We start from the raw sequence: 22,045 nt of genomic DNA on the forward strand, positions 1-22,045 counted from the left end.
AGTAATGGCCCTTTTAGGAAAAATTACTGCGGAGTGTCTGTGCAAGCAGATCTCTCAGAAATTCAGGTACAAAATACTGCTTTGTATTTGATTTAGCAATTTCTGGCAAGAGCCGGCCAAACGTAAATGTATCTGCGGTTGCAATGTAATACGTATGATCGGGGTTCACCTGCTTGCCGTTTTCCAGTAAAACGCGTTTTACATATTCCCCGCCATCCCTATGAAAAGCAGTTTCCACTTTTAGTCCAGAGAACATCATCCTGCCAAGCAACTCTCCACGGAATCCAAATCCCTTCAGTCTTAATTCCATAAAGTCCTTTGTTAAAGAGGCCCGGATTACTTCAATTAGCTCATCACCCTTCAGGTCAACAACCACAGGATTAATAGGATGTGGACAGATGCGATGTATATCTTTGTATGTGACAGCACCAGCAGGCAAACGATCGAGCAGCAGCCCTGCATTCAACATTGCAGCATCTGCTTTTGTCCAGTTTCTTAATGTATTCGTTAACTCCTGCATGATTGGAGAGTTAGTAAACCAGCTGACCTCTATCGGTTGTTCAAGATGCACAACGGTCTTGCCTAGTAATTTATCAGCTTCCACCTGCATTTCTTGGATCATTTGTTCTGTCTGTAAATCTTTCGCTTTATTTGTTATGTCGGTTGTATAAGCCTCTTTTTTCACGAGCTTTTTCTGATGATGATCCCACGTTAAAATTACTTCCCCAATAAAAGAACAATGCTTACCTGCAGCGGTTATAATCGTATTATTTATCGATTCAGCCTTACGCAACAGATGGTGGGTGTGACCACCAATAATGACGTCAATTTCCTCATATCTCCTTGCAATCTCCTGATCAACGCTGATCCCGAGATGGGACATTAATATAATAATATCCACCGATTGTTCTAATTCAACGATATGGTTATCAAGTGCATCAAACTCAGGAGAAATATGCCAGCCTAGCAGTTCATAGAATGCATTAAATGGTGCAGTTAATCCAATGAAACCAATTTTTACGCCATTAACCGTTTCTATCTTAATTGTTTTATTTAGCCATGGCGGTTCCTCTTGATCTGTGCTATTTAGATTTGCGCATACGACCTGAAAATTCGCTTCATCATATAAGTGATATAAATCTTGATGGGATAGGGTAATCCCTTCATTGTTTCCTATCGTAACAAAATCATAACCTGCATCATTTAATAGCTTTATATTGGACTTACCCATTGAAGCTTCTGTAATTGGATGGGAACGGTCCACATGATCGCCGATATCGATGATCCAGCTTGATTCTCCTTTTTGTTTCCGGAGCGCTTTCGATTCCTTTAAATAGCTTGATACTCGTGGCCATTGTTCGAAATTACTATGTAGATCATTTGTATAATTAAAATAAAGTTTCTCTTCCATTTATATAACTCCTTACTATAACCCTTGATATATCATACGTAATCCAATGAAAACAAGCAGAATGCGCAATATCAATTCAAGCGTTTTGCCGGGCATCAGTTGATTTACCTTTGCTCCAAGTTTACCACCAATCCATGAACCAGGTATAAAGAAAAGCACATACTCCCATGGAATATGACCTAATGAAATATGTGTCGTTGCACCTACAATACTTACAAAGAAAATCATAAACATTGAAGTGGCTGTTGCGATATGTGCAGGAAATCCAAATAATAAAATCATTGCTGGAACCATGATTGAACCGCCACCAATTCCAAACAGACCGGATAATGTCCCAACGATAACTGACAAGAGGAATGCTCCGAAAACAGACACTTTATAGTAATAGGTTTCACCATACAATTCAAACGATCGCAAACCACTTTCATTTTCGGAGTATATCCGCTTTGCAAAAGGTTTCTTTTTAAGTAACAATACAAGCGAAATAACAATCATTAATATACCAAAATACATTAAAAATGATTCAGTATCAACAAATTGATTTAGCCAGGAACCGACTACCCCTCCTGGGATACTCCCAGTTAAAAACAAGGCACCTGCTTGATAATCCACACGTTTCCCCTTCGCATAAGACAATGTGGAGGCCAACGAAGTAACTACCATCGTAATCAACGAAATACCAACAATTGCCTGTGGAGTTGCCCATGAAAAACTGTCCGAAATAGTGCTCATAAATAATAAACTGGGAATCAGTACGATACCACCGCCCAAGCCCATTGCTGAGCCGACAAGTGCAGTAATCACTCCAATAATCAAACAAACAAAAACAACCAATTTAATCCCTACCATCTATTATATTGTAACAACATCATATCATATGCCTCGTACATTTCGTTGCCTTAATTTGTCATATCTAAAATGGGTAATGTCTCCGTTTAGAAAACAAGCAAATTAGTTGCGGGAAAATAAAGGATAGGCTAAGCTTCACTAAAATAGGAGTTGTTCAGTAAAATACTTGTACTTACACGATGAAAAGGATTGATATGGGTGAAAAAAGGTGTCAAAAAGTAAATTATTAAATGTTGTAGATATTAATGATAAAGTGAGGGATTATTGATGAAACTTGTCGGTATATCAGGAGCACTGGCTGGTGACAAAACATCTTTAGCTGTAAACAATGTTTTAGTCGCGGCTCAACTCCATGACCGAACGATACAAAAGGAGTTAATTGACTTAAGGGAATATGAAATTGAATTTTCCGTTGGTGCTGCTTTAGCAGATTATAATGATGATACTAGGGCGGTTGTAAGTAAAATTTTATCCGCTGATTTTCTTGTATTTGGAACTCCAATTTACCAAGCATCCATATCGGGCGCGTTAAAAAACTTGTTCGATCTTCTCCCTGAAAATGCGTTTAAATATAAAGTAACCGGGATTGTTGCAACAGGATGGTCTAACAACCATTTTCTTGTACCAGAATATCAGTTAAAGCCAATCCTTTCTTATTTTAAAGGATTAATTCCAACGGGAAATGTCTATATCCAAAATGACTCCTTTAACTTGGAAAGCGATGAAATAATAAATCAGACGATTTCCGAGAGAATTCAAAAGCTTGCTGAAGAAATGATTTATCTGCAACGGGGGATTAATAATCGATAATGACTTCTCATCTTCAAATTCAGATAAATTTAATCCGTTAAAAACCGAAAACATTCATTAGAAAAACCCCGCCACAAGTGACGGGGTTTTTGAGTATTAACCAATCGAACCTTCCATTTCAAACTTAATCAGACGGTTCATTTCTACTGCATATTCCATTGGAAGCTCTTTTGTAAATGGCTCGATAAAGCCCATTACAATCATTTCTGTTGCTTCTTCTTCCGTCAATCCTCTACTCATCAAGTAGAATAATTGTTCCTCAGAAACTTTTGAAACTTTTGCTTCGTGTTCCAAGGAGATGTTATCATTTAAAATTTCATTGTATGGAATCGTATCCGATGTTGACTCATTATCCATAATTAGCGTATCACATTCGATGTTTGCACGTGCTCCGTCTGCTTTACGACCAAAATGAACAAGTCCACGATAGGATACTTTACCACCTTGTTTGGAAATAGATTTCGAAACAATTGTGGAAGACGTATTTGGCGCCAAGTGATGCATTTTAGCACCTGCATCCTGCATCTGTCCTTTACCTGCAATAGCGATGGAAAGTGTGTTACCACGAGCACCTTCACCTCTTAGGAGGATTGCAGGATATTTCATTGTCAATTTAGAACCGATGTTACCATCAATCCATTCCATTGTTGCATTCGCATCACATACTGCACGTTTCGTCACTAGGTTATACACATTATTTGCCCAGTTTTGAATCGTTGTATAACGGCAATAGGCATCTTTCTTAACAATGATCTCAACAACTGCACTGTGAAGTGAATTTGTTGTATAGACTGGTGCAGTACAACCTTCTACATAGTGAACGGAAGCACCTTCGTCAACGATAATCAATGTTCTCTCAAATTGTCCCATATTTTCAGAGTTAATACGGAAATATGCCTGTAATGGTGTCGTTGTTTGAACACCTTTAGGCACATAGATGAATGATCCACCAGACCATACTGCTGAGTTTAATGCAGAGAATTTATTATCAGAATAAGGAATTACCTTACCAAAGTATTCTCTGAATAGATCTTCATGTTCTCGCAATGCAGTATCTGTATCTGTAAATAGGATACCCAAATCTGTTAAATCTTGTTTCAAGCTATGGTATACTACTTCCGATTCGTATTGTGCTGATACACCAGCCAAGTATTTTTGTTCTGCTTCAGGGATACCAAGTTTATCAAATGTTTCCTTGATTTCCTCTGGTACTTCATCCCACGTAGTCCCTTGCTTTTCAGATGGCTTTACATAATAAACAATCTCATCAAAGTCAAGGCCGGTAAGATCGCCACCCCATTGCGGCATTGGACGATCATAGAAATGTTGCAACGATTTCAGACGGTAATCCAGCATCCACTGAGGTTCTTCCTTCATTTTGGAAATTTCTTCAACGACTTTTTTTGTTAAGCCTCTCTCCGTACGAAAAATAGAGATGTCTTTATCATGAAATCCATATTTATACTCATCGATTTCTGGCATATTTTTAGCCATTACTAAAACCTCCTATTGGTATTTAAAAACAATATACCTTAGTCTTCCTGTACCCCTTTTTCCATAGCCTTCCATGCTAAAGTTGCACATTTAATTCTCGCTGGAAACTTAGCAACACCTTGAAGTGCCTCAATGTCTTCCATATCAAATTCTTCTGTATCAACTTCATTTCCAAGCATCATATCAGAAAAAGCGTGGGACATGTTAATCGCATCTTCCACTTTTCTCCCTTTAATTGCCTGTGTCATCATGGAAGCTGATGACATACTGATTGAACAGCCTTCCCCGTCAAATTTGGCATCTTTAACAATACCATCTTCAACTTGCATCTGTAGCTGTATTCGATCACCACAGGTTGGGTTATTCATGTCAATCGTTACTGCATCGCCATCAATATTTCCACGGTTTTTTGGATTTTTATAATGATCCATTATTACTTGTCGGTAAAGTGTATCGAGGTTATTTAAAGCCATTCCCAAAATACTCCTTCGTTTTTAACAGTCCCTCTACAAGATGATCAATATCTTCAGTTGTATTATAAAGATAGAAGCTCGCACGTGCCGTTGCTGATACTTCCAGCCATTTCATCAATGGTTGTGCACAATGATGTCCGGCTCGCACTGCAATCCCGAAAGAATCGAGTACGGTTGCAGTATCATGCGGATGAACATCATTAAGATTAAAAGTAACAAGTCCAGCACGTTTTTCAGGACCGTAGATTGTCATACCATCTATTTTACGTAATTGATCCATCGCATAGTCTGCTAATTTTTGCTCATGGTCCAAAATGTTTTCCTGGCCAACCTCAAGTATAAAGTCGATTGCTGCACCGAGTCCGATAGCTCCAGCAATAATTGGTGTACCACCTTCAAATTTCCAAGGTAGTTCCTTCCATGTTGAATCATATAGGTCTACAAAATCAATCATTTCTCCACCAAATTCAACAGGTTCCATATTTTCAAGGAGAGCTCTTTTACCATACAATACCCCTATACCGGTTGGTCCACACATTTTATGACCGGAAAAAGCATAAAAATCACAGTCCAGTTCTGCTACATCCACTTTGATATGTGGAGCACCCTGTGCACCATCAACTAAGATGACAGCACCTTTTTCATGTGCAATTTTCGCTATATCTTTGATTGGGTTAATGGTGCCCAATACATTAGAAACATGGTTGACTGCCACAATTTTTGTATTCTCGGTAATCGTCGAGCGGACATCCTCCAATGTAATTGTCCCATCGTTTTGTAATGGTATATATTTTAATGCTGCGCCAGTTGCTTTTGCCGCCTGTTGCCATGGAATGATATTGCTGTGATGCTCTACCTGTGTAATAACAATTTCATCTCCAGCTTTTAACGTGTTACGAGCATAGCTGGTTGCAACTGTATTAATAGCTGTCGTTGTCCCGCGGGTGAAGATTACTTCTGCTGTACTCCCGGCGTTTATAAATCCACGAACCTTTTCACGGGCCCCTTCGTATTTATCTGTTGCCCTGGTTCCTAGCGTGTGAACACCACGGTGCACATTTGAATTATCTTCACGGTAATACTTATTCACAGCCTCTATTACGGTGACCGGTTTTTGTGATGTCGCTGATGAGTCAAGATATACTAAAGGATGTCCATTGACTTCCTGATTTAAAATTGGAAACTGTTCTTTAATGGCTTGAACATCCATTAATTAACTTTCCTTTCAATTACTTGAGTCAATTGTTTTCTAATGGACTCAATCGGAATTTGAGATACAACCGGATCAAGGAAACCATGAATAACAAGGCGTTCTGCTTCTTCTTGTTTCAAACCACGGCTCATCAGGTAATACATTTGAAGAGGATCCACACGACCTACAGATGCAGCGTGACCAGCAGTAACATCATCTTCATCAATTAAAAGGATTGGGTTAGCATCACCACGTGACTTTTCACTTAACATCAATACACGTGATTCCTGCTCAGAGTTAGACCCTGAACCACCATGCTCAATTTTCCCAATCGCATTGAAAATAGTTGTCGCACTGCCTTTCATAACCCCACGTTGTAAAATATAAGCGTCCGTTTCTTTTCCGAATTGACGAATGCTAGCTGTAAAGTTCTGTGTTTGCTTACCGCGTCCAACCGAAACAGCTTTTGCTTCTGAAGTCGAATTATCTCCAAGCAGATAGGTAATGTTTTCGGAAACTGTATTTCCGTCATTCATTTGTCCCAATGCCCAGTTGATTTTTGTATCACGATGACCAACTCCACGACGATTTACATAGGTTGTTGTCCCAGCAGCGAAATGATCCACTGCACCATAGGCAACCTGGGCATTATCATGCGCAAATACTTCGGATACAATATTAGCTACTGTCTCCTGCTCATCATTATGGGAAATATAATTTTCCACATAGGTTAAAGAGCTTCCTTCTTCAGCTACCACGAGAACATGGTTGAATAACGCTGTTTCAGGGTTTTCCTGCCAGAAAATAGCTTGTAATGGTTCTTCAACTTGAACGTTTTTTGGAACGTAAACAAAAATTCCACCGTTCATTAATGCTGCATGAAGTGCAGTTAGACGGTTTTGATCTACTGCTACTGCATCTTTCATGTAATATTTTTCTACGAGATCACTGTGTTCGTTCATCGCAGTGAAAATATCAGTGAAAATAACGCCTTTATTTTTAAGTTCTTCATTTAATGTATTATATGCTACAGATTGATTACGCTGAATCAAGAGATTCTCATTCGCATTTCCTTCATCAAAATACGCTTGCATTTCTGTAGGCAAATCTTTTATGGAAGAGATTTTATCTCCTTCTGTAAATTCGTGCTTAAAATTACTGAAATTCCAATTACCGATCTTCGTCTTATCCGGTTTTGGCATCTCAAGTGTGTCTGCCATTTCTAAAGCACTAAGACGTAACGAGGTCATCCATTGTGGTTCATTACGATCTTTGGAAAACTGGTCTATATAATCTTTATCAAATGGAAGCTTAGTTTCTACAGTCATATTACCCCTCCTAACATTACGCGTTTTGTTCAACTGTTTCGTCTTCGATGCCTAGTTCCTCTTTAATCCACTCATAACCTTCTTCTTCCAAACGTTTAGCAAGTTCAGGTCCACCTGACTTCACAATACGGCCTTGCATCATTACGTGAACAAAATCTGGTGTAATATAGTTTAGCAAACGTTGGTAGTGGGTAATAATTAAGCAACCGAATTCTTCGTTGCGCATTTTATTAATCCCTTTGGAAACGACTTTCAATGCATCGATATCTAAACCGGAGTCAATTTCATCCAGGATTGCAATTGCCGGGTTTATTTGCATTAATTGAAGAATTTCATTACGTTTTTTCTCCCCGCCAGAGAATCCTTCGTTTAGGTAGCGTGTTGCCATGCTTTGATCAATTTCTAGAAAATCAAGATCTTTATCTAATTGCTTAATGAATTTCATTAGAGAAACCTCATCGCCTTCTTCGCGACGGGCATTAATTGCGGAACGAAGGAAATCTGATGTCGTTACACCACTGATTTCACTTGGGTATTGCATTGCTAGGAAAAGTCCAGCACGAGCACGTTCGTCCACTTCCATTTCCAGTACGTCTTCTCCATCAAGAAGAATGCTACCTTCTGTAACTTCATATTTCGGATGCCCCATGATTGCAGAAGCAAGAGTTGATTTACCAGTTCCGTTAGGTCCCATAATAGCGTGGAATTCTCCACCTTTTATCGTAAGGTTTGCACCTTTTAATATCTCTTTTTCTTCAATGGATACATGAAGATTTTTAACTTCTAAAACTGATCCTGACATAAAACATACCTCCAAATACTGTATTTTCTAGTAATCATCAAATGAACTTACATCCATTCTCAATTTAGTCTCATTCCAATCTTAAAGCATTTCAAATTAATAATCAACTCTTTTAGATTAGCAGAAAATCGAGGATTTCTACACTTTTGATATACGCTCTAATTGAAAATAGAGAATGCTAATTAATGTGCTTCTTACTATTCTTTCCTGTAAACTTTTTTCTATCGTATAAAAAAACTGATGCTCCTATTAGGAACATCAGTTTTGTTTTTCAAGTATTTATTTAGGGAGTTGACCATCCATATTAGAGGTTAATTGTTTTGCCTCTTTGTATTCTTCATCGCGTTGTCGTTCAACATCAATACGTTTATCGAGCTTTCTTCCGTATTCCTCATAGTTGACATGTCGTGATTGAGCCATTCCTTTTTGCATTTCAGAAGTATACTTTAAGTCTATTCCACTATTAATAGTGAACCATCCCTTTCAAGTTTTTAACTACATTAATGTTACCACAGAGACGATTCCCCTAACAAAGCGGATATAAACCTCTTTTCAGGGAAATAGAACGATATTTGGTTAAACCATAACTTCAAATAGATTGTTTACATAAAATACGGATAAATAACTAACATATCCTCTGGAATCCTCATTATTCAGTTTTCAATTAATTCTCTCCACCTACAGGAACTACGGCACCCTTGTAGTTTTCAATAATAAAGTTTTGAAGTTCTTCTGATTGAAGGACTTCAACCAATGTATTTAAAGCTTCATTATCTTTATCTTCAGATTTGGCAGCAATAATATTTACATATTCTGATTCTTCGCCTTCAATAAATAATGCATCATCAAGTGGACTTAAACCAGCTTCTATTGCATAGTTTGTATTGATGACAACAAGTGCTTCTTCTTCTGAATTGTAATATTCAGGTAAGAAAGCTGGATCGTAGTCAGGAGAGAAACTTAAATTTTTAGGGTTTTCTGCAATGTCTTCCATTGTTGCTTCTGATTTCTTGACACCTTCGTCAAGTGTAAGTAATCCTTCAGCTTCAAACAAGGATAGAATTCTGCCATGGTCAGACACAGAGTTACTCAAAATTACTTCTGTACCGTCTGGAATCTCGTCAATACTTGCGATGTTTTGAGAATATACACCCATTGGTTCAACATGTATGCCACCAATTGATTCAATTTCATAACCAGTGTCTGCAACCGTTTGGTTCAAATAAGGGAGATGCTGGAAATAGTTTGCATCCAGTTCACCACTTGCCAAATCATCATTTGGAAATACATAATCCTGATATTCTTCAATATTTAAGGTGATTCCTTGCTCTTCAAGCACAGGTTTTGCTTCTTCAAGAATTTCTGCGTGGGGAACACTTGATGCACCTACAGTAATCTCCGTAGTCTCTTCTGTTCCTTCTTCAGTAGTTCCATTATCGCTTCCGGTGTCAGAATCTCCTCCACCACACGCAACCAATAGTAGTACAAATGCTAATGATAATAATGCTAGAATTTTTTTCATCTTTTTCTCTCCTTCTATGTTGTTATATATTTGAAATGGGCATCTGCCTATATACAAATCAATTATCTTTTATCCACTTTATTAGTAATAAAGTCCCCAATAAATTGGAAAATAAATACGATAATAACAATTATAATTGTACAAAGAAATACAACATCAAAGTCTCTTCGCTGGAATCCAAAGTAATAGGCGTAATTTCCAAGTCCACCGGCGCCAATGACACCTGCCATTGCAGTATAGCCAATTAAAGCAATTGCTGTAACCGTAAGTCCTGAGATAAGGGCAGGCATGGATTCTGGTATAAGTACGCGTAAGATAATGGTGCTTGTCTTTGCTCCCATTGATTTTGCCGCCTCGACAACACCTTTATCCACTTCTTTGAGAGCAATCTCAACGAGTCTCCCATAAAATGGTGCCGAACCGATAATTAGGGCGGGCAATGCTGCATTTGGTCCGCGTATAGTTCCAATCAAAAAATCAGTAAAAGGAAATAACAATAAAATCAATATAATAAAAGGAATCGCCCGAAATATATTCACAAAGGCTGCTACGATTAAATTAACAACATTATTTTGCCAAATTCCATCTTTCGTTGTCAGATAGAGAAGTAGCCCTAAGATGAGACCTAAAATACATGTCCCAATCAATGCCAGAATTGTCATATAGAATGTTTCATAGGTAGCTACCCAAAAATCTTCTATATCGATATTCGGAAATAAATTAGTTAGCATCTCGGATAACCTCCACTTCTACTGAGGTTTCTTCCTGGATAAAGCTTACTGCCATATCAATTTCCTCAATTTCACCTTTCGCCTGGACAAATAATGTACCATATCCGCCAGCCTGGGTTTGTGTTATTTTCCCCTGCAATATATTCAAATCGATATCAAACTTTTTCGCCAATTCACTGATGAGGGCTTGATTTGTAGTTTCACCAAGAAAATGCAAGCGTAGAATTTTTCCCTCGTTACTATACGTATTGATCATATTCGATATATCATCATCTTCACTACTGGATCCCATAATTTGTTCCACAAACTTCTTTGTAACGGGCATTTTCGGATGCGTGAATACATCTAGGACTTGCCCTTGTTCCACGACTTTCCCTTGCTCCATGACAGCAACCTGATTACAGATTTTACGAATAACATGCATTTCGTGAGTGATCAGAATAATTGTCAAACCAAGCTTCTCATTTATATCCATCAATAAGTTCAATATGGAGTTGGTCGTTTCGGGATCTAATGCAGATGTTGCTTCATCACATAGCAATACTTTCGGATTGTTTGCAAGTGCACGCGCAATACCAACACGTTGTTTCTGTCCACCACTTAACTGGGATGGATATGCCTTTTCACGTCCACTAAGTCCGACGAGATCAATCAGCTCTTGTACTCGCAAAGAACGTTCCGCTTTGGATGCGCCTGCTATTTCCAATGGAAAGGCAATATTATCTTCGACTGTTTTTGACCAAAGCAGATTAAAGTGTTGGAAAATCATACCTATTTCCTGGCGTGCAAGCCGTAGCTGCTTCGTATTCAAAGCCGTAATCTCCTGGTTGTCGATGATAACTTTACCTGCAGTTGGTTCTTCCAGTCGGTTTAGCAGGCGTACGAACGTACTTTTACCAGCACCACTATATCCGATTACGCCATAAATTTCGCCTTCTTTTATATTAAGGGTCAAATCGTCAACAGCTGTTATATTTTTCTTATTTAGAGCAAAGATTTTACTTAAACCCTCAATTGAAATCACTATTTATCCTCCTAATGATTCACATTCAATCAACAAAAAACGTCTATCTGCTCGAGAACAGAAAGACGTAATAGATTACATAAAGTCTCACGTTCTCTCATCTGTCAAAGTGCTACTTTGCAGGAATTGGCACCTTTCAAATTTAAATTTGAAGGTTGCCGCGGGTTCAAAGGGCCAGTCCCTCCACCGCTCAAGATAAGAGATAGAAAATATTAAGTTTTGAATCAGTGAGACTATAGTAGCACGGTGAAATATTCATGTCAATATTAAATTTTTGTATCTTTCTGTTATCCTTAGCTTTTCGCAAACAACTCAGGCTTATACTTTATTAAATAACTATAGATATTGCCTGTTGATTGGAAGGCATAGATTTTCTCCTTTATTTGGCTGTCTTCCTTAATTAACAGGCATGGGACACTTTCTATTTTATTCTCAATCATAAATTCGGGGTTCAAAGACGCATTCATTTCAAAAAATATTTTTTCCTGATGAACCGCTTCAATTTTTTCAAGCATTGCACGTGCAACACTGCATGTTCCACAAAATGGAGTATAAATATAGAGCAACATTCGTTCTTGTTTAAGCGTTTCTTCTGTAATAGTTTGCACCTTTTACCACCTTATACCTTTGCATTAAAATAAAAATATGGGATGGACAGAAAAATGTTTGCTGAGTAAAGCACTCGCAAGAATCTTCTCAGGTGTGGCAGCTACTTCGCGGTATTCACTGCTAACATAAATGTGTTCCGCATGTGGCAGTTCGCGAGCAAGTTGTTTCCGTAATTTTATCCCCGATTTATCCTCATCTACCAGTATAAAAACATCCTTCTCATCCAGTTCATATGTTTCCAGTAATTCATCAAATTTCTCCACACCAAGTGTACCATTCGTACAAATAATCGTAACATTGTCGTTGATGATCTTTGCAATCTGCCGTTTGTCTGTCAGCCCTTCGACAATAATTACTTTCTCTGGTTCAGTAGTTATCATCACATAGCACTCCTTATGCAAGCAAGAAAGATGCTTATTTACATACATTATATGATAAAACGAAGGCTGACTATACACAATTGTGTGCTTTAGTCAGCCTAAGGAGCATTATTCTTCTGTTAATTCTTTGTATTGATCAGGTGAAAGTAGTTCATCAAGCTCAGATTCATTAGACAGTTCCACTACAACCATCCATGCTTTCTCGTATGGTGATTCATTTACGAACTCTGGGCTGTCATCCAACTCTTCATTTACTTCAACTACTTTGCCACTTATTGGAGCATACAATTCAGAAACTGTCTTAACAGATTCAACACTACCAAAAGGCTCATCAACGGTTAGCTCGTCACCAACTTCAGGTAATTCCACAAAAACGATATCGCCAAGTTCGTCCTGAGCAAATGCCGTAATACCGATTCGTACATTTCCATTCTCTTTTTTAATCCATTCGTGTTCTTTTGAATACAATAATTCCTCTGGTAAGCTCATTCTTATCCCTCCAATAATTAATTCCAATCTAACTATACAATTTAATGTTCTCTTTTTCTAGTCCCTGTAATACTTATTTCCAAGTTTCCTGGAATGTTTCTTCTTTGAAACCGACTGTAACAATCTCGCCATCTGTTACAATGGGCCGCTTAATCAGCATTCCATCAGATGCCAATATTTCCGCCATTTCTTCTGTGCTTGCATCCTTGATTTTATCTTTGATATTTAACTCACGATACTTCTTCCCACTCGTATTAAAAAATTTCTTTGCCGGAAGATCACTTTTCTCCATTAGATTCATTAGTTCTTCTTTAGAAGGAGTCGCTTCCACAATATGTACACTTTTATAATCGACATTATTAGTGTCAAACCACTTCTTTGCATTCTTACATGTCCCACAATTTGGATACCAATAAAATGTTAATGCCACCCGATAACCCCCTCATACCACTAAATTAAATTTCATTATATCAAACCCAATGTGCATAAATCCATTATAAGTGTTTTTATTTAAGGCTCTTTTCGTAATGTTTTCTGATTTATAACCTTCGTATTTGATATAAACTGCGAATTAGTGAAGTAATTGCTATTTATGTTGTAGCTGATAATGGAAGCAAGTTACTTCGGCTACCGCTCTGGGAAATGCACTGCGCTTTTCGCGGGCGGCTGGTGAGCCAACTTGCGCTAAAGCGCTGTGCTGTCTCACCGATGCCTCTGCTCCTGCAGAAGTCTCCGTGTATTTCCCAGAGCTGGTATGGAGATTGCTACTAACTTACTAATCAGGCTTTATCTGAAATAGCAACACACAGCTTTACCAGTCCGGGTGAGCGGCGGGTAGTCGACTCCTGCGGGAAAAGCACGTGTCCGAAGACCAGAAGAGGGCTTTTCTCTTCGGGGCTGAGGCCTTGCCCGCGGAAAGCGACTGCCCAGAGCAATCCCGGACGGCAGCAAAAGCATATAACTCCGGAAAGTTAATCTAAATTAGTTCGGAGTTTATAGATTTTGTGCAAAAGAACAGCCTTATTTAAAAAGCAAAAGTCTCTACTAGAACCGTAGAGACTTTTACTTTATTATAAGGCGTATTTCTCTTCTTTAATAATTTCTGCTGCAATTTCACGTTTTTTGACTACAACATTTATTGGCGTGTGACGAGTCAATTTACGTAAGGATGACAGCATCGTACGAAGTGTGTCTCCTTCTTCAACCGTTATCAATGTTTCTTTTGCATTCGCTTCGATACGATTGAATGCTTCCTGAACATACACTTGTGTATATAGAAGTTTGAGTTTACTTTTATCTTCTCCATTTTTACTGATTGCTTTTTCCGTACGAAGAATTGCTGACTCCATATTGTAAACTTCTGCTGTCATATCTGCCAAATTTACAAGGATCTCCTGCTCTCTTTCCAGATTTTTGCCATATTTTTGTGCAGCAAGGCCCGCTCCAAGGAGAACCATTTTCTTAGCGTTACGCAATAAATATTTTTCTTGTTCCAATGCTTCTGTACCAATTTCTTCGGGCATCATCATCATTAATTCTTCTTGAAGTCCTTGTGCTTTTTGCAGCAATGGTAATTCACCTTTCAATGCCTTCTTCAAAAGGGTACCCGGCACAAGCAAGCGGTTGATTTCATTTGTCCCTTCAAAAATACGGTTGATTCTGGAATCACGATAGATTCGTTCCACTTCATATTCCTGCATAAATCCATATCCACCATGCATTTGTACAGCTTCATCCGCAGTGTAATCGAGTAATTCAGATGCCATATATTTATTCATGGAACATTCAATTGCATACTCAGCAATTGCACGAGCTACTTCACGTCCATCCTTTAACTGTTCGTCAGTCAATGCACCCATACGTTGTTCAAATAGGCCTACCGTACGATAAACAGCACTTTCATTCGCATAGATTCCGGCAGCCATTGTCGCAAGTTTTTCCTGTGTTAATGAAAAACTAGAAATTGGTGTATTGAACTGCTTGCGCTCATTCACATATTTAACAGCTAATTCCAACGCACGTTTCGATCCACCTACACCACCAACTGCCAGTTTATACCGTCCTACGTTAAGGATATTAAATGCAATTACATGCCCACGACCCTTTTCACCAAGGAGGTTCTCTACAGGGACTTCAACGTCCTCTAAAATCAATGTCCGGGTTGAAGAACTCTTAATCCCCATTTTCTTTTCTTCAGCTCCTGTTGAAACGCCAGGAAATTCACGTTCTACAATAAATGCAGAGAAATGTTCGCCATCGATTTTTGCATAGACAATAAATACATCTGCAAATGCGGAGTTTGTAATCCATTGTTTCTCCCCATTTAATACATAATGTGTTCCTGCCTCATTAAGTTTTGCAGTTGTTTTTGCACTTAATGCATCAGATCCAGAGCTTGGCTCAGTCAATGCATATGCTGCTAGCAATTCACCGGTTGCCAGTTTTGGTAAGTACTTCTCCTTTTGCTTATCATTTCCGAAAAATACGATTGGCAGTGATCCGATTCCAACATGGGCACCATGAGTGATAGAAAATCCGCCTGCGCGTGCAAATTTTTCAGTAATCAGTGATGAACTGATTTTATCCAATGCTAGACCACCATATTCTTCGGGCACATCGGCACCTAATAACCCCAAATCTCCTGCTTTTTTTAGAAGTTCAACAGAGTAATCAAACTCATGATTTTCAAGATGATCTACTTTAGGCAAAACTTCTCCAATTACAAAATCTTCGGTTGTTTTAGCAATCATTTTATGTTCTTCCGTAAAATCTTCCGGTGTTATAATGTCATTTCCAGTCAGATCTTCAATTAAAAACGCGCCACCTTTAAATAATTTATCTTTTGTTTCACTCATGAAAATCTTCCTTTCCTTTATAGGAATTTTTATTTTAATATCATATATTATCCATCTTCAACATCCCGCTTACCTTACAGTAGTTCAAAAACTCCTGCTGCTCCCATACCTCCACCAATACACATGGTTACAACACCAAATTGTTCATTTCTACGCTTCATCTCATGCTTGAGTGTTAATGTCAATTTCGTACCAGTGCATCCAAGTGGGTGACCAAGTGCAATTGCTCCACCATTCACATTGACTTTATCCATGTCCAGATTGAGTGCCTGAATGACACGGAGGGACTGTGAAGCAAATGCTTCATTTAATTCAAACAAGCCGATATCGGATAGTTCCAGTCCAGCAATCTTTAATGCCTTTGGAATGGCTTCCACCGGCCCTACACCCATAATTTCAGGCTCTACCCCTGCTACAGCAAAGGAACGGAATTTCAATAAGGCTGTTAGTCCTTCTGCTTCAGCCTTCTCTCGATCCATCAAGAGTACGGAAGCTGCTCCATCACTCATCTGAGAAGCATTTCCCGCCGTTACGGATCCTTTTACATGAAATGCCGGCCGTAATTTAGCAAGAATTTCAGTTGTCGTTCCCTGCCGAACTCCTTCATCCATTTCAAATAGGAAACTTTTTTCTTCAATCTTATTATTCCTACCTACCACACGCTCTGTGACTTCGACAGGAACAATTTCATCATTAAATTTACCGCTTTCAATTGCTTTTGCCGCGCGCTGGTGACTCTGTACTGCAAACGCATCCTGATCTGCACGCGAAATTTCAAAGCGGTTGGCAACTTCCTCTGCTGTATGTCCCATGCCCATATAATAGCCAGGGGCATCCTGCACCAATTTCGGGTTCGGCTTTATTACATGTCCTCCCATTGGTAGTAGACTCATAGATTCTGCCCCGCCAGCAATCATCGTATCGCTTGCTCCAATCATAATACGTTCAGCAGCGTAGGCGATACTTTGTAAGCCAGAAGAACAGTAGCGATTGATCGTTATTCCTGGGACGTCATACTTAAGTCCGGCCAAACCTGCGATATTTCGTGCCATGTTCATTCCCTGTTCTGCTTCCGGGGTTGCACATCCTATAATGACATCATCAATACTTCCATCATAGCCTCCTGCACGCCTCAATGTTTCTTTAATGGTGAGCGCGGCTAAGTCATCAGGTCTTGTATTTGAAAGGGACCCTTTACCTGCTTTTCCAACTGGTGTTCTTGCGCCTGCAACAATAACTGCTTCCTTCACATTTTCTCCCCCTTTTCGGATTAATTCCGTAATGCTTTTCCTTTTACGAGCATATGCTGCATTCTCGCTTGTGTAAGTGGTTCTGCTATCAGACTCAGGAATGCTTCACGCTCCAAATCGAGCATGACCTGCTCATCGATCAACGTTCCCTCTTTAATTCTTCCGCCTGATAATACATACGCTAATTTTTCAGCTATTTTCACATCATGGTCAGAAGCATAGCCTCCATACTGCAACGTTTTTGCTCCCATAACCATTGCCGCATATCCCGCTTCTCCAACGACAGGGATCGTTTCACGTTTTGGTTTTTTATATCCTGCTTTAACTAACGCAAGCACACGCTCCTTTGCGTCATATAGAAGATGATCCGGGTTCACGCTGATCCTATCGTTACTATCAAGATAGCCATGTTCAATCGCTTCTGCAGCAGAAGTGGATACTTTAGCTGTAGCAACCTTCTCAAAAACGTTATTTGCAATCTTTGTTAAATCAAAATTGACACCTTGTGGAAGATTTCGAAGTTCTTTTAAATAAAGTTCCTTCGTCCCTCCACCACCAGGTATCAGTCCAACACCAAATTCAACCAAACCAATATACGTTTCTGGTGAAGCTTGAATTGCTGCTGCAGGTAAAGATACTTCTGCCCCGCCACCAAGTGTCATATTAAATGCTGCGGTTACTACCGGTTTCTCGGAGTATTTAATATTCATCGCCATATTCTGGAATTGCCTAATGACCATATCCAGTTCAAAGTAGTTATCGTCTTGGGCTTCCATCAACATCATCGCGAGGTTGGCACCGACACAGAAATTCTTGCCTTGATTCCCTATCACAAGTCCTTTATAATTTTTGCCGACTTCCTCAATCGCGTAATTAACCATTTGGATAATATCGAGACCAATCGCATTACTAGGTGAATGGAATTCCAGTAATGCAACACCGTCACCCATATCTATTAAACTGGCACCAGAATTCTTCTTAATAACGCCTTTCAGTTCTTTTACGTTCTTTATATTCATCTCTTTTTGATTAAATTCCTGTTGTTTATACCCTTCACGATCATAGTAATAAACGGATCCGTTCCCTGTTTTGTAGAATGATTCATTCCCATTTCCAAGCATTTTCAGCACCCAATCAGGTATTGTTTCTCCTTCCTCCTGCATTCGTTCGACAGACTTACGAAGTCCGATTGCATCCCATGTCTCAAATGGACCAACTTCCCATCCAAATCCCCATTTCATTGCCTGATCGATGGAAACAATATCATCTGCAATCTCACCAAGCAGTTCAGCAGAGTAGATTAATACTGGCTTCAGCACAGACCACACAAGCTCCCCAGCTTTATCATCTTTTGCAGATACAAGCGCTTTCAATTTGTTGCGTGGGCCTTTTTCCTGCTTTGCCATTTCGGTTGCAGTTGTCTTCAATTGTTTCCGATCTTCATATTCCAATGTTTCCGGATTTAATTCATAAATAATGCGGTCTTTTTTCACAAAAAACCCTTGACCACTCTTAGCACCCAGCCAGCCATTTTCAAGCATTTTCTTCATGAACTCTGGTACATCGAATACTTCCTTTTCAGCTCCTTGCACTTGGTCATAAACATTTTTAGCTACATGACTGAATGTATCGAGGCCTACTACGTCAAGCGTACGGAAGGTTGCACTTTTCGGTCTGCCAATAAGTGGACCTGTAACCGAATCAACTTCACCAACACTGAATGCCCCTTTTTGCATTTCTCTTACCGTAACAAGCAATCCGTATGTACCAATTCGGTTAGCGATAAAATTCGGTGTATCCTTCGCTTCGACTACACCTTTACCGAGTATATCTTCTCCAAATTGCTTCATAAAGGAAAGTACTTCTGGATCCGTATGCTTTGTTGGTATTACTTCCAACAGTTTAAGGTAACGTGGTGGATTGAAAAAATGTGTTCCGAGAAAATGTTTTTTCATATCCTCTGAACAATCTTCAATCATTGCTTCCACTGAAATCCCTGATGTGTTGGAGCTGACAATTGTTCCTTCCGTTCGATACGTATCTATATTTGCAAAAACTTTCTTTTTCACTTCTAGATTTTCAACAACGACTTCTATAATCCAATCAACAGTAGACAATTTTCCCATGTCATCTTCCATATTTCCTATCGAGATTAAATCAAGACTTTTTTTAGTTGTAATTGGAGATGGCTTTTGTTTCAATAAGGCCATTTTACTAGCTGCAGTAATACGGTTGCGCACACCAGGATGTTCCATTGAGAGGCCTTTTTTCTCTTCTTCCTTAGTCAGTTCATGCGGTACGATATCAAGCATCATCACTGGTATTCCCAAATTTGCTAAGTGGGCTGCAATCCCGGATCCCATAACACCAGACCCAAGTACTGCGGCACTTTTTATTGAATGCTTCATCATTTATCCCCCAATCAATTTTGAATGAATACTCATTCATTTTTGGATTAAAATAAAAGGACAGTTCCCTATCCGTCTGTCTAATAGTATAATCTAATTTCTGACATTTCGCAATAAATTTAATTCATTTATTTCTAAAGGTTTTCTTTTATTTAGGATTATTCTGTATGGTGTTGCTTTATAATCCTCTCTTGAGATAAACTGCGAACTAGAATAAGTAACTTCGGCGATCGCTCTGGGAAATACACTGCGCTTTCCGTGGGCGGTGACTCCTGCGGGAAGAGCACGTGTCCGAAGACACCAAAGAGTGGTCTTCTCGAGGAGGCTGAGGCCGTGCCCTAAGGATGCGCATCCCCCCGCAGCGATCCCGGACGGCGGATTGCAGTTATTTTGCTGTTTATAGACTTTGAGATATAACAAAATATTTTCGGTGGGACGAGTAATTGTCAATCTTCTAGAAATTTTTTTTAATTATAATCCTCCTATTCTTATTTGAATTATTTTTCTATCAATCGTAATCATTACTATTTACAAACCGTAATCATTACGTTATGATATTGAAAGAAATTCATAAAATGACGGAGGTTTTATTGATCCATGAGAAACTTAAAAACGATAACATTGCTATTATCTTTACTAATAATCGTTGCTGGATGCTCTTCTGCTGATGAAGTAAATTCAAAGCAGGAAGACCATCTCCAAATCTATACATCTATTTATCCTATTCAATATGCTTTGGAAAGAATCGGTGGAGAGACCGTTTCAGCCAAAACGGTTTATCCTCCAGGTGTAGATGCACATACGTATGAGCCAACATCAAAAGACATGACTTCCATCGCAGACAGTTCTGCTTTCTTTTATATGGGTGCAGGAATGGAAGGATTTGCAGAAACTGCAGCAGATGCGCTAGTATCTCAAGATGTTAGTCTAATAGAAATTGGTGTACATGATGAGCTATTCCATTCAGATTTTGAGGCTGAGCAAGATCACGAAACAGAAACGGATGAACACGGTCACGAATCCGGTGAAGGTGAACACGACCATGAAGCTGAGGTAGAAGATGAGCATGAAGAAAGTGAATCGCATGATGGCCATACCCATGGTGATCATGATCCACATATTTGGATCGACCCATTACGAATGATCGAGATGGCGGAAATCATAAAAGAGGAACTAATTAAATTAAATCCCGATGAAAAAACACTCTATAATGAAAACTTCACTGCATTGGAAACAGAGCTGCAATCATTGGATAAGCGTTTTACAGAGGTATTGAGTGCAAAAGACGATAAACATATTCTTGTCGCCCATGCGGCATACGGTTATTGGGAAGAAAGATATGGAATTGAACAAATTGCTGTTAATGGATTGTCTTCTAGTAGTGAACCTTCACAGAAGGACCTAACCAATATTATTGATCAAGCTAAAGAATATGACCTGAACTATATTATTTTTGAACAAAACAGCTCAAATAACGTTTCAGAAATTATCCAGGAGGAAATTGGTGCCGACTCACTAATTATTCATAATCTGTCCGTATTAACCGAGGAAGATGTAAATAATAAGGAAGACTATTTCTCTTTAATGGAACAAAACCTAGAAGTACTTGACAAAGTAACAAAATAAGACAGCTATTTCCCAAAATAAAAGAGGTGTAATAATGACAGAACCCGTCGTTTCCATGAAAAAGATAAGTTACAGCTATGAAAACAAAAAAGTACTCGACAATATTAATTTTGAGGTGCCTCAAGGCTCATTCATGGGGTTAGTCGGTCCAAATGGTGGCGGAAAAACAACATTAATCAAACTTATTCTCGGATTAATGAAACCACATGAAGGCTCTGTCTATATTTTTAATGATCCTAAAGACCATCGAAAGGACAAGAACAAGATTGGCTTTGTGTCACAAAAAGCCAACACATTTAATAAAGGCTTCCCCGCCACCGTATTTGAGGTGGTTTCATCCGGACTTACAGCAAAAATTGGCTATTTTAAATTCTTGAATAAAACACATAAAGCAAAGATATTAGAAGCTATTGACCAGGTTGGGATGCTAGAGTACGCTTATGAAAACATCGGCAACCTTTCCGGTGGGCAACAACAGCGAATCTTTATTGCACGTGCTCTCGTAAACGATCCGGAGCTGATTATATTAGATGAACCAACTGTCGGGGTTGATTATGAAAATGTCAAACGATTTTACGAGCTATTACATCAATTACACAAAGAGCAAAACAAGACTTTACTGCTTGTAACACATGACACTGGAACGATGACAGAGTACGCAACTGACATTGTTTGTCTGAATAAAACCTTGCATTTCCACGGGAAGCCGGAGGAATATACTTCCCTTACTGAAAAGGACTTATCACAATTTTATGGACATCCCGTAAATATTGTCAGCCACAATCATTAACG

The 22,045-nt window shown here is 38.9% G+C and carries 21 protein-coding genes and 1 riboswitch; of the genes, 3 read left to right on the forward strand and 18 right to left on the reverse strand.

Translation table 11 applies throughout. The features are described from left to right. Positions 1–13: 13 nt before the first annotated feature. Together ACFOUV_RS08000 and ACFOUV_RS08005 are read right to left on the reverse strand one after the other, a co-directional pair. On the reverse strand, positions 14–1,411 hold the full coding sequence (locus tag ACFOUV_RS08000; RefSeq protein WP_379496231.1) for a bifunctional metallophosphatase/5'-nucleotidase: 1,398 nt from the start codon (positions 1,409–1,411) through the stop codon (positions 14–16). A gap of 15 nt (positions 1,412–1,426) precedes the next feature. Then, positions 1,427–2,245 (reverse strand): sulfite exporter TauE/SafE family protein, encoded by an 819-nt coding sequence (locus tag ACFOUV_RS08005; protein ID WP_379496232.1) that lies wholly within the window; start codon positions 2,243–2,245, stop codon positions 1,427–1,429. Between the two features lie 282 nt (positions 2,246–2,527). On the opposite strand from ACFOUV_RS08005, the gene ACFOUV_RS08010 reads away from it, so the two are divergent. Continuing rightward, positions 2,528–3,070 (forward strand): NADPH-dependent FMN reductase, encoded by a 543-nt coding sequence (locus tag ACFOUV_RS08010; RefSeq protein ID WP_379496233.1) that lies wholly within the window; start codon positions 2,528–2,530, stop codon positions 3,068–3,070. 96 nt (positions 3,071–3,166) lie between these two features. Here ACFOUV_RS08010 and sufB read toward each other — a convergent pair whose 3' ends face one another. From sufB to ACFOUV_RS08090, 16 genes are all read right to left on the reverse strand, one after another. Then, positions 3,167–4,564, reverse strand: coding sequence for a Fe-S cluster assembly protein SufB (gene sufB / locus ACFOUV_RS08015; protein ID WP_379496234.1), 1,398 nt, complete (start codon positions 4,562–4,564; stop codon positions 3,167–3,169). A 38-nt stretch (positions 4,565–4,602) separates the two neighbouring features. Then, positions 4,603–5,037: a Fe-S cluster assembly sulfur transfer protein SufU gene (gene sufU, locus ACFOUV_RS08020; RefSeq protein WP_379496235.1), complete on the reverse strand. Its 435-nt coding sequence runs from the start codon at positions 5,035–5,037 to the stop codon at positions 4,603–4,605. After that, entirely contained in the window at positions 5,024–6,247 is a 1,224-nt protein-coding gene (locus ACFOUV_RS08025) for a cysteine desulfurase (RefSeq protein WP_379496236.1), read from the reverse strand. Before ACFOUV_RS08025 ends, sufU begins: the two co-directional genes overlap by 14 nt. Further along, the gene (sufD, locus tag ACFOUV_RS08030; protein WP_379496237.1) at positions 6,247–7,557 is read right to left on the reverse strand and encodes a Fe-S cluster assembly protein SufD; all 1,311 of its coding nucleotides are present in this window, start codon (positions 7,555–7,557) and stop codon (positions 6,247–6,249) included. Before sufD ends, ACFOUV_RS08025 begins: the two co-directional genes overlap by 1 nt. A 16-nt stretch (positions 7,558–7,573) precedes the next feature. Next, complete coding sequence (gene sufC, locus ACFOUV_RS08035) at positions 7,574–8,359, reverse strand: Fe-S cluster assembly ATPase SufC (RefSeq protein WP_379496238.1); 786 nt, start codon at positions 8,357–8,359, stop codon at positions 7,574–7,576. 279 nt (positions 8,360–8,638) lie between these two features. Next, positions 8,639–8,791, reverse strand: a complete 153-nt coding sequence (locus ACFOUV_RS08040) for a hypothetical protein (protein ID WP_379496239.1) — start codon at positions 8,789–8,791, stop codon at positions 8,639–8,641. A 232-nt stretch (positions 8,792–9,023) separates the two neighbouring features. Beyond that, a complete protein-coding gene (locus ACFOUV_RS08045) occupies positions 9,024–9,881 on the reverse strand; it encodes a MetQ/NlpA family ABC transporter substrate-binding protein (protein WP_379496240.1) in 858 nt (285 codons plus the stop codon). Between the two features lie 62 nt (positions 9,882–9,943). After that, positions 9,944–10,612, reverse strand: coding sequence for a methionine ABC transporter permease (locus tag ACFOUV_RS08050; protein ID WP_379496241.1), 669 nt, complete (start codon positions 10,610–10,612; stop codon positions 9,944–9,946). Next, positions 10,602–11,636 carry a methionine ABC transporter ATP-binding protein gene (locus ACFOUV_RS08055; RefSeq protein ID WP_379496242.1) on the reverse strand — a complete coding sequence of 345 codons (1,035 nt, stop codon included), beginning with the start codon at positions 11,634–11,636 and terminating at the stop codon, positions 10,602–10,604. Before ACFOUV_RS08055 ends, ACFOUV_RS08050 begins: the two co-directional genes overlap by 11 nt. Positions 11,637–11,730: 94 nt before the next feature. After that, positions 11,731–11,838: riboswitch (SAM riboswitch) on the reverse strand. A 91-nt stretch (positions 11,839–11,929) separates the two neighbouring features. Next, positions 11,930–12,244, reverse strand: a complete 315-nt coding sequence (locus tag ACFOUV_RS08060) for a thioredoxin family protein (protein ID WP_379496243.1) — start codon at positions 12,242–12,244, stop codon at positions 11,930–11,932. Between the two features lie 24 nt (positions 12,245–12,268). After that, positions 12,269–12,625 carry a toprim domain-containing protein gene (locus tag ACFOUV_RS08065; protein WP_379496244.1) on the reverse strand — a complete coding sequence of 119 codons (357 nt, stop codon included), beginning with the start codon at positions 12,623–12,625 and terminating at the stop codon, positions 12,269–12,271. Positions 12,626–12,733: 108 nt separating this feature from the next. Beyond that, positions 12,734–13,114 (reverse strand): glycine cleavage system protein GcvH, encoded by a 381-nt coding sequence (gcvH, locus tag ACFOUV_RS08070; RefSeq protein WP_379496245.1) that lies wholly within the window; start codon positions 13,112–13,114, stop codon positions 12,734–12,736. A 73-nt stretch (positions 13,115–13,187) separates the two neighbouring features. Then, positions 13,188–13,544 (reverse strand): arsenate reductase family protein, encoded by a 357-nt coding sequence (locus ACFOUV_RS08075; protein ID WP_379496246.1) that lies wholly within the window; start codon positions 13,542–13,544, stop codon positions 13,188–13,190. A gap of 640 nt (positions 13,545–14,184) precedes the next feature. Next, positions 14,185–15,969: an acyl-CoA dehydrogenase family protein gene (locus ACFOUV_RS08080; RefSeq protein WP_379496247.1), complete on the reverse strand. Its 1,785-nt coding sequence runs from the start codon at positions 15,967–15,969 to the stop codon at positions 14,185–14,187. A 74-nt stretch (positions 15,970–16,043) separates the two neighbouring features. Then, on the reverse strand, positions 16,044–17,219 hold the full coding sequence (locus ACFOUV_RS08085) for an acetyl-CoA C-acetyltransferase (RefSeq protein WP_379496248.1): 1,176 nt from the start codon (positions 17,217–17,219) through the stop codon (positions 16,044–16,046). Between the two features lie 20 nt (positions 17,220–17,239). Beyond that, positions 17,240–19,627 (reverse strand): 3-hydroxyacyl-CoA dehydrogenase/enoyl-CoA hydratase family protein, encoded by a 2,388-nt coding sequence (locus tag ACFOUV_RS08090; RefSeq protein WP_379496249.1) that lies wholly within the window; start codon positions 19,625–19,627, stop codon positions 17,240–17,242. 597 nt (positions 19,628–20,224) lie between these two features. Here ACFOUV_RS08090 and ACFOUV_RS08095 point away from each other — a divergent pair. Both ACFOUV_RS08095 and ACFOUV_RS08100 read left to right on the forward strand, forming a co-directional pair. Further along, positions 20,225–21,253 (forward strand): metal ABC transporter solute-binding protein, Zn/Mn family, encoded by a 1,029-nt coding sequence (locus ACFOUV_RS08095; protein ID WP_379496250.1) that lies wholly within the window; start codon positions 20,225–20,227, stop codon positions 21,251–21,253. A 34-nt stretch (positions 21,254–21,287) separates the two neighbouring features. Beyond that, a complete protein-coding gene (locus ACFOUV_RS08100) occupies positions 21,288–22,043 on the forward strand; it encodes a metal ABC transporter ATP-binding protein (RefSeq protein WP_379496251.1) in 756 nt (251 codons plus the stop codon). Positions 22,044–22,045: the final 2 nt, after the last annotated feature.

Origin of the sequence: Oceanobacillus longus, assembly GCF_042650085.1 — a bacterium.
Lineage (GTDB): Bacteria > Bacillota > Bacilli > Bacillales > Amphibacillaceae > Oceanobacillus > Oceanobacillus longus.